Source organism: Microbacterium sp. LMI12-1-1.1 (assembly GCF_040676455.1).
Taxonomy (GTDB): domain Bacteria; phylum Actinomycetota; class Actinomycetes; order Actinomycetales; family Microbacteriaceae; genus Microbacterium.
In genome coordinates this window covers 1-13,778 of record NZ_JBEGIA010000012.1, presented here as the reverse complement: position 1 = coordinate 13,778, position 13,778 = coordinate 1, and the positions used below count along the sequence as shown (strand labels likewise).

At 64.1% G+C, this 13,778-nt stretch carries 14 protein-coding genes and 1 pseudogene; 8 read left to right on the top strand and 7 right to left on the bottom strand.

Features of this window, described 5'->3' with window-relative positions:
* Window positions 1-481 precede the first annotated feature (481 nt).
* The gene (locus MRBLMI12_RS08735) at window positions 482-700 is read left to right on the top strand and encodes a hypothetical protein (RefSeq protein ID WP_363355798.1); all 219 of its coding nucleotides are present in this window, start codon (window positions 482-484) and stop codon (window positions 698-700) included.
* A gap of 698 nt (window positions 701-1,398) precedes the next feature.
* Here the strand turns inward: MRBLMI12_RS08735 and MRBLMI12_RS08730 are convergent.
* The 5 genes and pseudogenes from MRBLMI12_RS08730 to MRBLMI12_RS08705 form a co-directional block, all read right to left on the bottom strand.
* A pseudogene (locus tag MRBLMI12_RS08730) lies at window positions 1,399-1,821 on the bottom strand (LLM class flavin-dependent oxidoreductase); the annotation flags it as partial.
* Window positions 1,822-1,899: 78 nt separating this feature from the next.
* Window positions 1,900-2,727: a zinc-binding dehydrogenase gene (locus MRBLMI12_RS08725; protein WP_414686213.1), complete on the bottom strand. Its 828-nt coding sequence runs from the start codon at window positions 2,725-2,727 to the stop codon at window positions 1,900-1,902.
* A 264-nt stretch (window positions 2,728-2,991) separates the two neighbouring features.
* Window positions 2,992-3,651, bottom strand: a complete 660-nt coding sequence (locus MRBLMI12_RS08715; RefSeq protein WP_363355797.1) for an NADPH-dependent F420 reductase — start codon at window positions 3,649-3,651, stop codon at window positions 2,992-2,994.
* Window positions 3,648-4,727, bottom strand: coding sequence for an LLM class flavin-dependent oxidoreductase (locus tag MRBLMI12_RS08710; RefSeq protein ID WP_363357030.1), 1,080 nt, complete (start codon window positions 4,725-4,727; stop codon window positions 3,648-3,650). The genes MRBLMI12_RS08715 and MRBLMI12_RS08710 overlap by 4 nt, the downstream gene beginning before the upstream one ends.
* Window positions 4,728-4,820: 93 nt before the next feature.
* Window positions 4,821-5,390 (bottom strand): NADPH-dependent FMN reductase, encoded by a 570-nt coding sequence (locus tag MRBLMI12_RS08705; protein WP_363355796.1) that lies wholly within the window; start codon window positions 5,388-5,390, stop codon window positions 4,821-4,823.
* A 273-nt stretch (window positions 5,391-5,663) separates the two neighbouring features.
* Between MRBLMI12_RS08705 and MRBLMI12_RS08700 the strand changes: the two genes are divergently transcribed.
* Window positions 5,664-5,975: a winged helix-turn-helix transcriptional regulator gene (locus MRBLMI12_RS08700; protein WP_363355794.1), complete on the top strand. Its 312-nt coding sequence runs from the start codon at window positions 5,664-5,666 to the stop codon at window positions 5,973-5,975.
* 18 nt (window positions 5,976-5,993) lie between these two features.
* Here MRBLMI12_RS08700 and MRBLMI12_RS08695 read toward each other — a convergent pair whose 3' ends face one another.
* Window positions 5,994-7,016 carry a LacI family DNA-binding transcriptional regulator gene (locus MRBLMI12_RS08695; RefSeq protein ID WP_363355792.1) on the bottom strand — a complete coding sequence of 341 codons (1,023 nt, stop codon included), beginning with the start codon at window positions 7,014-7,016 and terminating at the stop codon, window positions 5,994-5,996.
* Between the two features lie 238 nt (window positions 7,017-7,254).
* Between MRBLMI12_RS08695 and MRBLMI12_RS08690 the strand changes: the two genes are divergently transcribed.
* The 5 genes from MRBLMI12_RS08690 (at window position 7,255) to MRBLMI12_RS08670 (ending at window position 12,588) form a co-directional block, all read left to right on the top strand.
* Window positions 7,255-8,550, top strand: a complete 1,296-nt coding sequence (locus tag MRBLMI12_RS08690) for an MFS transporter (RefSeq protein ID WP_363355791.1) — start codon at window positions 7,255-7,257, stop codon at window positions 8,548-8,550.
* A gap of 55 nt (window positions 8,551-8,605) precedes the next feature.
* Window positions 8,606-9,106: a nuclear transport factor 2 family protein gene (locus tag MRBLMI12_RS08685; protein WP_363355790.1), complete on the top strand. Its 501-nt coding sequence runs from the start codon at window positions 8,606-8,608 to the stop codon at window positions 9,104-9,106.
* A 27-nt stretch (window positions 9,107-9,133) separates the two neighbouring features.
* Window positions 9,134-11,620: a beta-glucosidase family protein gene (locus MRBLMI12_RS08680; protein WP_363355789.1), complete on the top strand. Its 2,487-nt coding sequence runs from the start codon at window positions 9,134-9,136 to the stop codon at window positions 11,618-11,620.
* A gap of 66 nt (window positions 11,621-11,686) precedes the next feature.
* Entirely contained in the window at window positions 11,687-12,001 is a 315-nt protein-coding gene (locus tag MRBLMI12_RS08675; protein WP_363355788.1) for an SDR family NAD(P)-dependent oxidoreductase, read from the top strand.
* Window positions 11,923-12,588: an SDR family NAD(P)-dependent oxidoreductase gene (locus MRBLMI12_RS08670; protein ID WP_363357029.1), complete on the top strand. Its 666-nt coding sequence runs from the start codon at window positions 11,923-11,925 to the stop codon at window positions 12,586-12,588. The genes MRBLMI12_RS08675 and MRBLMI12_RS08670 overlap by 79 nt, the downstream gene beginning before the upstream one ends.
* Here MRBLMI12_RS08670 and istA read toward each other — a convergent pair.
* The gene (gene istA / locus MRBLMI12_RS08665) at window positions 12,581-13,378 is read right to left on the bottom strand and encodes an IS21 family transposase (RefSeq protein WP_363355787.1); all 798 of its coding nucleotides are present in this window, start codon (window positions 13,376-13,378) and stop codon (window positions 12,581-12,583) included. The two genes, MRBLMI12_RS08670 and istA, sit on opposite strands and share 8 nt — an antisense overlap.
* 129 nt (window positions 13,379-13,507) lie before the next feature.
* On the opposite strand from istA, the gene MRBLMI12_RS08660 reads away from it, so the two are divergent.
* Window positions 13,508-13,778: helix-turn-helix domain-containing protein (locus MRBLMI12_RS08660; RefSeq protein ID WP_363355786.1), on the top strand; the 271-nt coding region annotated here is incomplete at its 3' end.

Here is a 13,778-nt window from a genome sequence, read left to right as displayed (position 1 = left end):
CCGGGGTGTGTCAACTCGTGTCCGCGGTAGTGGGCCGGGGTGCCGAAAACGAGACTGACGAGATCGCGAATCGGACGATGCGCATCGAGGTGCTGGTCGATGGCTATGGGATGCTCGGCCAGTGTAGGGCCGCGTCATCGTGGATCGCGAGTGGGGAGCGACCCTGTGGAATGAGCCATCGCGTGGAGATGGAGGGTTCGAGGGTTCCATCGCGCCAGCTTGGGCCTGGCTTGGCTGCAACGTCGATGGAGGCGCGCGGTCCAAACGAGTGGTGCGCATCGGCGTCAACCCGGACGGATACGGAACTCAACCGTGTCCATTCCTGGAGGCCGTCAAGGAGCGAAGTGACGCCGATTGCGCGTAGCCGCGCGTCAACCTCAAGGGACGGGCGAAGCACCGCTGCTTCTGCGTGCACCTGCACAACAGACGCCCCAGTCCCAATGCTTCCCCAGGTGTACGTGCAGCCGTAAACTCCGACGCTGTGTCCTGGCGCCTGGAACGCGAGATGCGGCGGCCCAGACTTCTGCGTAAACCATCGTTGCGCCGCCTCGAACTGGTCATCATCGTGACCCTGGGCAAAGGGGACCTCAAGGCGGATTCCGTCGATGCCGTCGATCGTCAGTTCCCCGGACAGCCACGGCGTGCCCTCAGTCTGGTCGGCGACAAGACCCGCCATCGTGGTTCCAAGTCGCAACCGTGATCGCATGGTACTCATTGCACCTCCTCCGTGTGGATGACAGTGTGGCGGACCAACGCGAGGCCCTGGAGCACCGTCAGGTCGTCGTCAAGCTGTCTCCCCATGGCGACATGGTGGCAGAGATGCGAGGCCAAGCTTGAACCGCGACTGGCGCCACACCGGGGGAGGGGCGGCGCCATGATCCCGCGAACCCAAGCGTAAGAAGGGGAGCTGGCCGCGATCGCGGCGAGTCGGCATGACGTCGGCCGGTGGTTGCCGTGCCCTCGGTACTTCGCCGGAAGGCGCGCTCCGTATGGCCGTGCGCTCGGGCGCGCAGCCGCGTGATCGTAGTCACATCGTCGAGCTGACTAACCTTCAACGGGATCTGCGTCGTGTGTCCCGCATGCGCGGCGTGATGGCCAGTGAGTACGCCAAACTGTGTCAAGCGCCACCAGCTCGGTAACAGCGGACGCAGCGGGCGTGAGAGGAGCACATCGATGGCGTTCGTCGGCAAGGCCAAGAAGGCTGATCAGCAGTTCGACACTCCTGAGGAGATGTACCTCAGCCCGACGATGCCGCGGACCGGCAAGGCGGTGCAGGGCTTGTGGCTGCATCAGGGGGATGTGATCCGGTCGTACGCCGAGAAGCACACGAAGACCGCTGACCTCGCGCTCGAGTTGCCGATGGGCACAGGGAAGACGCTGCCAGGTCTGCTGATCGGTGTGTGGGTCGCCGTAGTGCTCGAGGGCGAGAGGGACGCCTTCTTTGATGTTCTGGCCGAACCAGGAGTATACGGGGACGGTGTTGCCGCGCCCGATCATGAGGTCCAGGCGCCCGCCGGCGAGGTGTTGGACGGTGGCGTAGTCCTCTGCGATCCGTACCGGGTCGTTCGTGGTGATGAGGGTGACGGCTGTGGATAGGATGACGTGTTCGGTGCGGGCGGCGATGTGCGCGAGCATCGAGGTGGGAGAGGAGATCGTGACCGGCGGGTTGTGATGCTCCCTGATCGCGAACACATCCAGGCCCACCTGATCGGCGAGTTCTGCCGTTCGAATAATGTGCTTGAGTCGTTCCGCTTCGCTGGGCGTGTGACCGGTGCGGGGATCGGGGGCGATGTCGCCGACCGTAAAGGTTCCGAACTGCATGCTGTCTCCGAGTTGTTGCTGTTTTGCGGGGTTCGGTTCCGGGCGATGCCACCCGGAACGAAACCGGTTGTCTGTGAGCTATGGGATGAGGACGGCGCGTCCTGCGACGCGTCCGTGATGGAGGTCGTCGACTGCCTTTTGGAAGTCACCGAGGGGGTAGGTGGTGTTTTCCACGTGCAGCTTGCCCTGCTGGGCGAGGGCGATTACCTCCCGCAGGTCCTGATGTGTACCGCCGTTGGGGCGCTGAACGTTGACTCCCCACGGGAGCACGTCGCCGGAGCCGTTGGCGGTGAACTCGAAGGAGCCGCCGCCGAGGCCGACGATTCTGAGCACTCCGCGGTTCGCGACGACACTGCGGGCGAGGGTGACGGTGGGCTGCACGCCGACGAAATCGAACACGACATCGGCACCGACGCCGTCCGTGAGCTCAAGGATCTTTCCTACGGCGGACGCGTCACTCGGCAGCACGACATCCGCGCCGTGCGTGCGGGCGACATTGAGCTTGGTGGTGTCGGTGTCGAGGGCGATGATCCGGGAGGCGGTGGTGGCTTTCAGGATTTGCAGGCCGAGGTGCCCGGGTCCGCCCACACCTATGAGCACGACGGTGGCGTCGGGGGTGAGTGCCGTACGGGCACTGTTGATGGCGTGCATCGGCGTGGTCCCGGCGTCGGCGAGCGGGGCTGCCGTGACGGGGTCGAGGTCGCCGATGGGGTCGACGTGCAGTGCCTTGACCTTGACGTAGTCGGCCATGCCGCCGTCAGGGCCGACGCCGGGGGTGCGGGTGATTCCGGTGCGGGATCCTTCGACGAGACAGGCGTTGGTTTTTCCCTGCACACAGTTGCGGCAGCGGCCGCAGAACCATGTCAGGGTGAGCACGACCGCGTCGCCCTCCTGATACCCGGTCACATCGGCGCCGACCTTCGCGATATGTCCTGCGGTCTCATGCCCGAGAGTATGTCAGAACAGCTCCCAGGTCTCGTCCGCGGACTCGAGGAAATGGAGGTCAGAGTGGCAGAGGCCAGCGGCCGCGACCTTGACGAGTACCTCGTCGGCGCTGATCTCGGGGGTCGGGACCTCGGTCAGTTCGAGATGACCGGGCTTGGGTGAGTCGGATGGCTCGCATGATGCTCCTTTGATCTTTTTCTTGCGTATCCGCGGTCCCGGGCACGATCAACTGGCCGCCGCAGGTGCGGATGTCAGGCTCAGCAACGCGGCCAGCTCGTCGAGGGTCGCGTTCGCGCCGAACGCCAGATTCCCAGGCTCGAGGAGCTTCCCGGCGCGTAGAGATCCGGCATCGAGCGGGTCGAAACCCAGCGCGTCGATGAAGGCGGACACGGAGAGTTTCGCGTGGGGATCGTCTGCGGCCAGCGCGATGGCCTTACGGCCCTGAGTTCCGGCGGGACGGGTCTCGGTTTCGAGGTCGTGGTAGCCCATGTGGTTGAGTCCCTTGACAACGTGCGAATCGAGTAGGAAGGCTTGCACGATCTCGCTTGTGGACGTGTCGGAATGCTGGAGGTCTTCTCGGTCGCCGTCTGTTTCCCGCCAGTAGTTCATTGCGTCCACCACGATGGTGTCGCGAAGCTCAAGAGCGGGGATCTCACGGTATCGGCCCAGAGGGAGCGCGAGGACCACAAGGTCCGCTCCGGCGGCCTGCGCGGCCGTCACCGGGTGAGCATCGGGTGCCAGGACGCGGGTGATCAGCTCGATGCGCGCGGGGTCACCTGAGCCGGCGATGAACACGCCGAACCCCGCGCGGATCGCGAGGCGGGCGATGACTGTGCCGATCTTGCCCGCCCCGAGGATCCCGACCGTGTTGATCGGGTCGATCACGTCACCCTGCTGCTTCGTGAGGGATTGTCGTGGGCGAGGAGTTCGCGGACGCGGGGGATCACCTCGGTGCCATAGAGTTCGACGGCGCGCAGGCGTGCGTCGGCGGGTTGGGCACCCATGGTGTAGATCAGGTCGAAGCGCCCTACGTCTAGGCGCCGGATTGTCGCGGCGATCTTCCGTGCCACTGTTTCGGGGGACCCCAGGTACAAAGAGCCGTGGGCGACTTCCGCGTCGAAGAGTTCGCGGCGCAAGGGTGGCAGGCCGCGTTCCGGGCCGATGATGGCGTGCATCGCTTCGTAGCCAGGATAGAACGTGTCGAACGCCTCCTGGTCTGTGTCGGCGATGAATCCGGGCGAGTGCATCCCGACCGGGTGCGCAGCGGTGCCGAACTGTTCGGATGCGCGACGGTACAGGTCGATGTAGGGGGCAAAACGGGCGGGGTCGCCGCCGATGATCGCGAGCATGAGCGGGAATCCGTATCGTGCGGCACGGACCACCGACTGCGGAGTGCCGCCCACACCGACCCAGGTGGAGAGCCGCCCGGACTCGGTTTTAGGGAACACGTCCGCATCGTGCAGCGCGCCGCGGACGGTTCCCGACCAGGTCACCGGCTTCTCGTCCAGGAGACGGGCGAACAGTTCGATCTTCTCCTCGAACAGCACCTCGTAGTCGGCCAGGTTCAACCCGAAAAGCGGGAACGACTCGGTGAACGAGCCCCGGCCCAGGATCACCTCGGCACGGCCCTCGGCGATAGCGTCGACGGTCGCGAAACGCTGGAACACCCGTACCGGGTCGTCGGAAGAGAGCACGATGACTCCGGAGCCCACGCGGATGCGCTCGGTGCGGGCAGCGATCCCGGCCAGGACTACCTCAGGGGCCGAGATCGCATACTCCCGGCGATGATGCTCACCGACGAGGATCACATCCACCCCCGTCCTGTCTGCGACGACTGCCTCGTCGATGGTCGCGCGGATCGCGGCCGCATACGACACGGGAGCCCCGTCCGGGCCGGCAGGGACGTCGCCGAAGGTGTCCAGACCGAACTCGATACTGTCGGGACGAGGATGCAGGGACATAATGGCGAAGTACTCCGGGTTCTGTGCGGTGATGGGGATGTAGGGGTGGGACGGCGCGGCGTCACCGCGCCGTCCCACAGCGGCTGAGGTCGGTCAGATGGTCGCGGGCTGACGGAGCGGGGCGAGCGCCGTCGACCATGCCACGACCTGGTCCAGCAGCGTGGTCAGTGCCTCGAGCTGGTAATTGCCGGGCTTGAAGGTTGTGAAGTTCTCGAACTCGGTCACCAGAGACAGTGCCACTTGCTGACGCACATCGGCGAGCTGCAATTCACCGGCGACGAGTCGCAGGTGCTCGACCGCACGGGCACCGCCGACGCCGCCGTAAGACACGAACCCGACCGCCTTGTTGTTCCACTCGTTGTAGAGGTAGTCGATCGCGTTCTTCAACACCCCGGACGGGCCGTGGTTGTACTCCGGGGTCACGATGACATATCCATCGAAGGACGCGATCTTCTCCGACCACCGCTTGGTGTGCTCTCCCTGGTACTGCTGAAACGACGCCGGCGAGGGCTCGTCCAGGTGCGGCAGCGGGTAGTCGGCGAGGTCGACAAGCTCGAACTGGGCGTCCGAGCGCGTCGAGGCGTGCTCGAACGCCCAATCCGCCACGGCCTTGCCGTTGCGTCCGGGGCGGGTGGAGCCGAGGATGATCCCGATACTTGTCATGCGTGTGGTCCCTTCGTTGGTGGTTGACGTAACGAGCACCGGGTGACAGGAACAAAGAGTGCGTGTCAATGGTTACTCAGTGAGAGAAACACGTCATTCCGGGGAATAATCCCGCCCGGGCATCCGCACTTTGAAGTCACTTACGAACACGAGGGGAACTCTTCCGCGATGACAACAACCAGTCCCGCAGACTCGGACGCGACGCCGGACTTTGAAACGCGGCCAGGTCTTCGTGGTCCGTGCGAGCCGGATGCTCGCACGTGGGTGCGAGGCATGTTGGAGAGCGTCGCGGACAAATGGACCATCCTCGTCATCGAGGCCCTCGCCGAAGACACCAAACGTTTCACCGCCATCGAGACCGCCGTGCCAGGTATCTCGCACCGGATGCTCACCCGCACTCTCAGAAACCTCGAACGAGACGGGATGCTCACCCGGACCGTTTACGCCGAAGTCCCACCCCGGGTGGACTATGCGCTCACATCGCTGGGACGCACCCTCATCGAGCCGGTCGACGCATTCATTCGGTGGGCCGAACAACACCGTCACATCATCGACGAGAATCGCGGCGCCTTCGACGCCCGCTGAAGCGAGGAGTGTTGCGGACTACGAAGTGCGTTGTTGCGTGGATTCTCTCTGAACGATGTGCAGTGGGGGCGAGTCAATACGCTCAATGCGCTCACCACTGAGCATGCTGTTCAGCGCGTCCGAGATGCGCTCTGCCATCACGTCTGGGGAGAAGGTAACACTGGTGATGGATGGGATGTGCTCGGCCGCGAATGGCATGTCTTGCGCGCCCAGGACAGCGACGTCCTGAGGGCAGCGCACTCCCGCGTCGTGCAGTGCCCGGATGGTCGCCCGTGCATGCCGATCGTCGTAACAGATGACCGCGGTGGGAGGATCCGCGGCGTAACGCCAGCTATGAGCCCAATCTCGTAGCGACGCGCTCGACGACTCGGCGTACTGGACGGTCACTGTCGTGTCGTCGGCAGCGTCATCCCTGACGCCTCCGAGACGTTCGGCGACGTCCTTCTTGTGTTCCGCGGCCGCGGGCATCACACACAAGATGCGACGGTGACGGGCGTGTTGCAGGAAATCGATCGCGCATCGTCCATACTCGCGCTGAGGAAGCACGACGGTGGGGGCGTAATCGACCTGCTCGCTCCCGTACACGAGCAGCGCGCGGACGCCCGCCGAGCGCAGGAATTCGGTCGCCTCGGGGGTGCACCGTCCTGCGCTGGCCAGAACAGCGGCAGGTCGAATGCGCGCCCAGCTTGACGCGGCATCTGTGCCGAGCGTGGTTGCGTCCACATCACGGAAGACGTCCTCGCCGTTGTCGGACGCCTCGCCGCCGACTAAGTCGATAGCGCGCGCGAATACGCCGTCAGGATCAACCTGTCTGGTGTCTAGGACCCACCCGGTGTTGGCGGAGGCTTTGAGTGCACGTGCTGCGTTGTTCGGCACGTAACCGAGGTGTCGTGCGGCCTCCCGCACTCGGATGCGAGTGTCCTCGGGGATGCGCGCGTTCTCATGATTATTTAGAACGAGAGACACCGTCGCCCGTGACACACCAGCGGCCCGAGCAACGTCGGAACTGGTCGCTGGCCTCACGATCTGCGGGGTGAACATCGCGTACAGCATACCCTGTGAGCGTTCGGACGTCGGAAGATAGCTCGCGTTACCTGTGGACGACGCGGGTTGCATGAGAGTGCCGAGAAGTCGTATGGTGACTCGTGTTAGCAACAGCGCAGCCGGTGACGGTGTCGTCAGGGTTGCAACGAGTTGGGCGAAGCGCGCCCCTCGCCGAGCAATTGAGAAGAGGAACACTGATGTTCACAGGTGCCACCGTGAAGGGCGAGGTTCGGGCATGAGCGGGGTGTCGGCTGCTGCGTCGAAGGCGCCGGCGGGAGGCGACCTCGTCCGGTTCGCGTTCCCGCGTCTTTCCCTGATGATGCTGCTGCAGTACCTGGTGATGGGTTCCTGGTATGCGACGCTAGGTCTGGTACTGGTCGAGAATGGTCTCGGGAGCGTTGTGGGGACGGTCTATTCGCTGGCCGCCCTTGCCGGGATCATCTCCCCAATGTTCGTTGGCGCGCTTGCAGACAGGTTCCTGCCGGCTCAGCACGTGTTCGGGGTGCTGCAACTCCTCGGCGGTGCAGTTCTGTTCCTGGTGCCGTTGAGTATCACTGGTGGTCGGGGTGAGCTGGTGGTGGGGATCGTGTTCGTCTACATGCTGCTGTTCCAGCCCACGTTCGCGTTGAGTAACAGCATCACGTTCGCTCATCTAAAGGACTCGAACAAGTTCCCGTACGTGCGTGTCTTCGGGACCGTTGGGTGGATAGTTGCCGGATTGCTGGTCGGGCAGTTGGGACTGTCCTCGTCTGTGAACCTTTTCTATATCGCGGCCGGAGGTTCGGTGCTGTTGGGGCTGTATAGCTTCACGCTTCCAAGGACCCCACCGACACAGCGTGGCGTGAAGTTCCGAATTGGTGATGTGGTCGGCATCCAGGCACTACGCCTGTTCCGGCACCGCAGCTTCACGATCTTCGCGATCTGTGCGCTGCTGACGTTCGTTCCGGTGTCGATGTACAACTCCTACACGTCCGCGTTCCTTGCCTCTATCGGCATCGAGAATGTCGCGACCGTGCTAATCATCGGGCAAGTCTCAGAGTTGCTTTTCATCCCCGTCATCCCGTGGGTTCTGTCTCGGGTCGGGATGAAATGGGCTCTGCTAATCGGGATGGCTTCGTGGGGTGTGCGGTTCGCACTGTTCATGGTCGCAACGGGCGGCGAAATCTGGTGGGCGATCGCTGCGGTGGCGCTGCACGGGATCTGCAACGACTTCTTCCTCATCATCGGATTCATGTTTGCCGAGCAAGTCGCCCCGCCCGCCATCAAGACGCAGGCTCAGGCTTTCGTAGGTGTTCTGACCACCGGCGTCGGGGTCGTGATCGGCTCCGCTATCGGTGGGGCGATCTACAACGCGACCATCGGCGCCCAAGGCGCCGATGCATCGGTATCAGCGTGGAACTCATTGTTCATCGTTCCTGTCATCATCTCCGTCGTCGTCACGATCATCTTCGCCCTGTTCTTCCGCTTCCAGTCACCCGAGACCCCCGCCGAACACTTCGACATCGGCGGAGTCGAGGAGGCAACACCATGAACGCGCCAATCAATCTGAGAGGCGCGCGGCCGAGGAATTCGTGGAGGAGAACGAGATGACGACATTGAGCGCGCACGACCAGGGCGAGATTCGCGATCTACTCATCCGATACGCGTATGCGATCGACTTCAACGACCCCGCAGTACTTGTTTCCTGCTTCGCGGCCAATGCCGTCGTTGAGGTGCTGGGACTCCCCACCGAAGCTGGTCACGCAGCTAAGGGGGAAGGGCACGAGCAGCTCGTCCAGATGCTCGCTCAAGGATTCGCCGGTAACCAAGGCCATTCCCGACACTGGGTTCTCCCCGTGCTGATCGAACGCGACGGTGACGGCGCACGCGCCGTCACCTACCTCACGGTGATCCGCCCCGGAGAGTTCCCGAACACAGGTGTGCTCCTCACCGGTGTCTACCGGGATCGGCTTATCCGAACCGGGGACGGGTGGAGGATCGTGCACCGCACCTTCCACGCCGACCCGCAACCCGAGCACCAATCAACAACCCCGACGGACGTGCTGGTTGAACGCTTCGGCCAAACCAACTCTCACGACGATTACTGACACCCGAAACCGGAACTGATCTCACCCATGCCTGAAACCACTGCAACCGTCCTCACCGATGAACTCGCCGCCACCCTAGTCGGGCGACTCACACTCGAACAGAAGGTACGGCTCCTCACGGGCGCATCATTTTGGACGCTCTCCAGCGAACCTGCCATCGGGCTCGAGGAGATCGTGATGTCTGATGGGCCGGCAGGAGTGAGGGGGCAAACGTGGGACGAGCGTGACCCATCCCTGAGTCTCCCCTCCCCGACGGCCATGGCGGCAAGTTGGGATGCGGAGAGCGTACGCCGCCTCGGGGCGTTGGTCGGCTCCGAAGCGAGGCGCAAGGGCGTGCACGTCGTGCTTGGTCCGAACGTGAACATCCAGCGATCCCCGCGAGCCGGTCGACACTTCGAGGAGTTCAGCGAGGATCCCTACCTGTCCGGTGAGATCGGTGCCGCATACGTGGCAGGCGTGCAGTCGCAGGGCGTCGCTGCGACACCAAAGCACTTCGTCGCAAACGACAGCGAGACAGATCGAATGACTGCTGATGTGATCGTAGGCGAACGTACGCTCAGAGAGGTCTATCTGGCACCTTTTGAGACGATTGTCACCCGGGCCAGGCCGTGGATGATCATGTCCGCCTATAACTCGGTCAATGGGACCACCATGACTGAGCACCCGCTCTTGATATCCCCTTTGAAAGAGCTGTGGGGATTCGACGGCGCCGTCGTCAGCGACTGGATGGCGGTGCGGGACACGGCAGGGGCAGGCGTCGCCGCTCAAGACCTCGCCATGCCCGGCCCGGAAGGGGTGTGGGGGGAAAAGCTCGTTCGCGCCGTGCGTGCGGGAGATGTCAACGAGTCCGCCGTCGACGCGAAAGTCGTCCGCCTGCTTCGGCTCGCAGGCCGTGTCGGTGCGCTCCATGGCGTGCGGTCCGCGGCCGAATCTCCTCACGCCCTCGATCACGAGTCGATCCCGGACTTGCTCTCGGCTGCCGCAGCCGACGGGATGGTCCTCGCGACCAACAACGAAATTCTCCCCCTCGACAGGAGCCGGATCAACCGCATCGCCCTGCTAGGACAACATGCACTGCATGGCCGCGGACAGGGAGGTGGGTCGGCCACCGTGTTCCCTCCACATGAGATCTCCCCCCACCAGGGCGTGACTGATGCGTTCCCCGATGCGACCGTCAGCTACGCACCCGGGGGGCGACCGGCCGAACCGCTCCTCCCTCTGGACCGTGGTGTCGCAGTCGATCCGATCACCGAAAGCCCGGGAGTGCATGTCCGCTTCCTGGGGCAGGATGGGGAGGTGCTCCTCGACGAGCACCGCGACAGCGGGCGGCTGTTCTGGGTCGGCGACCCCATCCTCACCCACACTGCCGTCGTTGAAGTGCGCGCAACGTTCACCCCGCCTACGGCGGGAGAGTACGCGCTCGGCTTCGCGGGACTCGGAGACTTCACCCTCACCATCGAAGACGACGTCATCTCCCACGGAATGTTCTTTCCTGAGGGGACCGACCCGTTTATGGCGTTCCTCAACCCGCCCACGCAGTCTTTCCCCGTGACCTTGGCCACCGGGCAGAGGATTGATCTTCGCCTTGAGCACCGGCCGGAGAAAGTCAACGGTGTTGCATCCGTCACATTCACGATCGGTTATGAAGAACCCCTCGGCTCCCCCGACGACGAACTCTCCCGGGCTGCGACGCTTGCGGCGGAAGCCGATATCGCGATCGTTGTCGTCGGCACCACCGAGCACATCGAGTCCGAAGGATTCGACCGCACCACACTCCACCTCCCGGCAGACCAGGACGAACTCGTCCGCACTGCAATCGCCGCGAACCCGAACACGATCGTCGTCGTCAACGCCGGTGCGCCGGTCATCATGCCTTGGCTCCACGACGCGGCAGCGGTCCTCCTCACCTGGTTCCCCGGTCAAGAGTTCGGTCGCGCCCTCGCCGACATCCTCTCCGGCGCCCGCGAACCCGGCGGCCGGCTCACCCACACTTGGCCTGCGCGAGAAGAAGATGTCCCCGTCTGGCAAGTTGAACCGTCCGCGGGGCGCCTGTACTACGCTGAAGGAGTCCACGTCGGCTACCGCGAATGGGTGAGGCGGGAAGAACGAGGCGGCCCCTCTGCGGCTCTCGCATTCGGACATGGCCGCGGATACACCACCTGGAACATCGAATCACTCGAGCTCAGGAGCGTAATAGGGACGAACACCGTCTCCGCGGAGATCACGGTCACGAACACCGGCAGCCGGCGAGGCAAGCACGTCGTCCAGCTCTATGCTTCCCGCTCCGTGCCGTCGGCCGTCGACCGACCGGTGAGATGGCTGGTCGGATATGTCACTCTCCGCGCGGACCCCGGCGAGACCATAACGGCCGGACTCGACATCCCGGCGCGGCTACTTCAGTACTGGAACGCCGACACGCGTGATTGGGTCCTCGAACCGGGCGAGTACCGCATCACCGCTGCGCACTCATCCATGGACCTTGCGGTCTCGGACACGGTGGTTTTGTTGCCGTGATCGAACGCCGAGACGCCCCCCAAACCGCCCTCCGGACGAGTGAATCGATGGAACGGAAGTGTAGACATGACCACGAATCTTAGTGGCGACGTTATTGTCGTCACCGGGGCCGGATCGGGCATCGGCAGAGAGTATGCGCTTCTCGCCGCACGCGGCGGCGCGCGCATCGTCGTGAACGACATCGGCGGGGCACGAGATGACCAGCCGAGTAGCGCGGACCGGGTCGTGGACGAGATCCAAACCGCGGGCGGCATCGCTATCTCCGATTACACCGATGTCACTATGGCAGATGCGGAAACTTCATCGTCGAGCGTGCTGTCAGCGAGTGGGGACGCATCGACGGCATCATCAACAACGCCGGCATCACACGGGGCGGCATGAGTATCGAAGAAAACAGCGACGACGACTTCCTCCGACTCTTCGAGATACACACCTTGGCAAGCGCGCGCCTCGCACGGGCAGCCTGGCCACACATGAAAGACGCCAGGTACGGCCGTGTCATCAACACAACCTCTGACTCCATCTGGGGGCTTCCGGCCGCCTACGTCACGGTAAAAGCAGCAAACTTCGGCCCTACACGCGCGCTCGCCGTTGAAGGTGCCCCACACGGGAATCATGTGAATGGCGTCGCACCAACCGGCGTGACACAGATGAGCCCACCGCCAGCTGCAGGGCAAGATGATCGAGACCAACTCTTCCCGGCATCGGCCGTTGCCCCCACCGTCATCGCCCTCCTCATGCGCGCGTCGAACGCGAATGGGTTGTGTTTGCAGGTCGGAGGCAACCGAGCAGCCGAGATATTCCTTGCCGTCACAGACGGGTATGCCGCGAGTGGCAGCGACCCCAGCACCGAGATCGCTGACGATATCGAGCACGTGGTCGACCGTGCCATCTGGAGCAGCCCAAAGAACTTCGAAGACGCGTTCGCGCTGACAATCGAGCGAGCCCGGCGCCGCTGGCTTAGCTGAGCAGGGCGTTGGCGCGCTCCAACCAGTCGGCGAGTTGCAGGTTAAAGTCCGCCGGCGAGGTGAAGGTGCGGCCAGGCATGAACGAGGTCTCTAACCAGCCGTTGCGGCGCTCCACGATCCCCTTGGACTCCGGGTCGTAAGGGCGCAGCTGCACCACCTTCGTCGCCAGCGTTCCGGCGAACGCGGACACGCCCTGCGCCAGCCGCCCCTTCTGGCCGATGCCGGGTTCGTTGTCCCAGATCAGTCGCCGAGGGACCGCCCGCAGTTGCTGGATCAGTTCCCACGATCCGAGCAGCAGATCCTCGGTCTTGCGGGTCGGGATCATCCTCGCGGTGATGAACCGCGAGTGCGCCGCGACGATCACCAGCACCGGCAGCAGCACCTGGCTGCCGTCCTCGAGCGGGATCTTCCGCGGCGGGAACCACAGATCACACTGCGCCGCATCACCCGCCGCCCACGTCAGCCGGTCGGCCGGATCGACCGGGCGATGCTCGGGCCTGAGCCGTCTGACGTTCTCCCGGAACCAAGTGATCGACCCGCCCCACTCGACGCGTTCCGCGATCACCGTCGCCGGCATCTCCGGGTGCTCGGCGAGGATCGCCCGCACCCGTGACTCGAACGGCGAGAACGACGTCTCCGCGGCCGGCCGTTCGTACTTCGGTGGCCGGTCGGACGCCAACGCTCTATCGACCGTCGACCTGCCGATCCCCAACTGCCTCGCGACCTGCCGCCTCGGAACTCCGTCCGCGACCAGCCGCCTGATCAACGCCCAATCTTCCACCGAGATCACCCACCCAATCTGTCTGGGTGGCCTCGTTGTCGCCCGGGTGGTTTCCAGTGACGATCGCAACGAGGACCGCTCGAAAGGGGTTCTCGTATGTCTTCTCGTCGTGTTCCGAAGGGGCCTGGTCGTCGTCCGATGACCGACAAGCGCCGGCAGTTTCTGGGGTTGCTCGATGAGGGCTGGTCCGTCCGCGGTGCGTGTAAGAAGCTGGGGATCTCGCGGTCGTCGGGTAACCGTTGGAAGAACGGTTCGTTTGAGCGTCAGAAGGATGGCACGGTCAAGTTCGTGCCACCGCTCGAGCTGCTTGCCGCCCGCACGATCTCGCCCCGGTTCCTCTCCGAGGCTGAGCGCATCCAGATCGCCGATCTCGCCAGCCGAGGCCTCGGCCCGACGGCCATTGGACGCG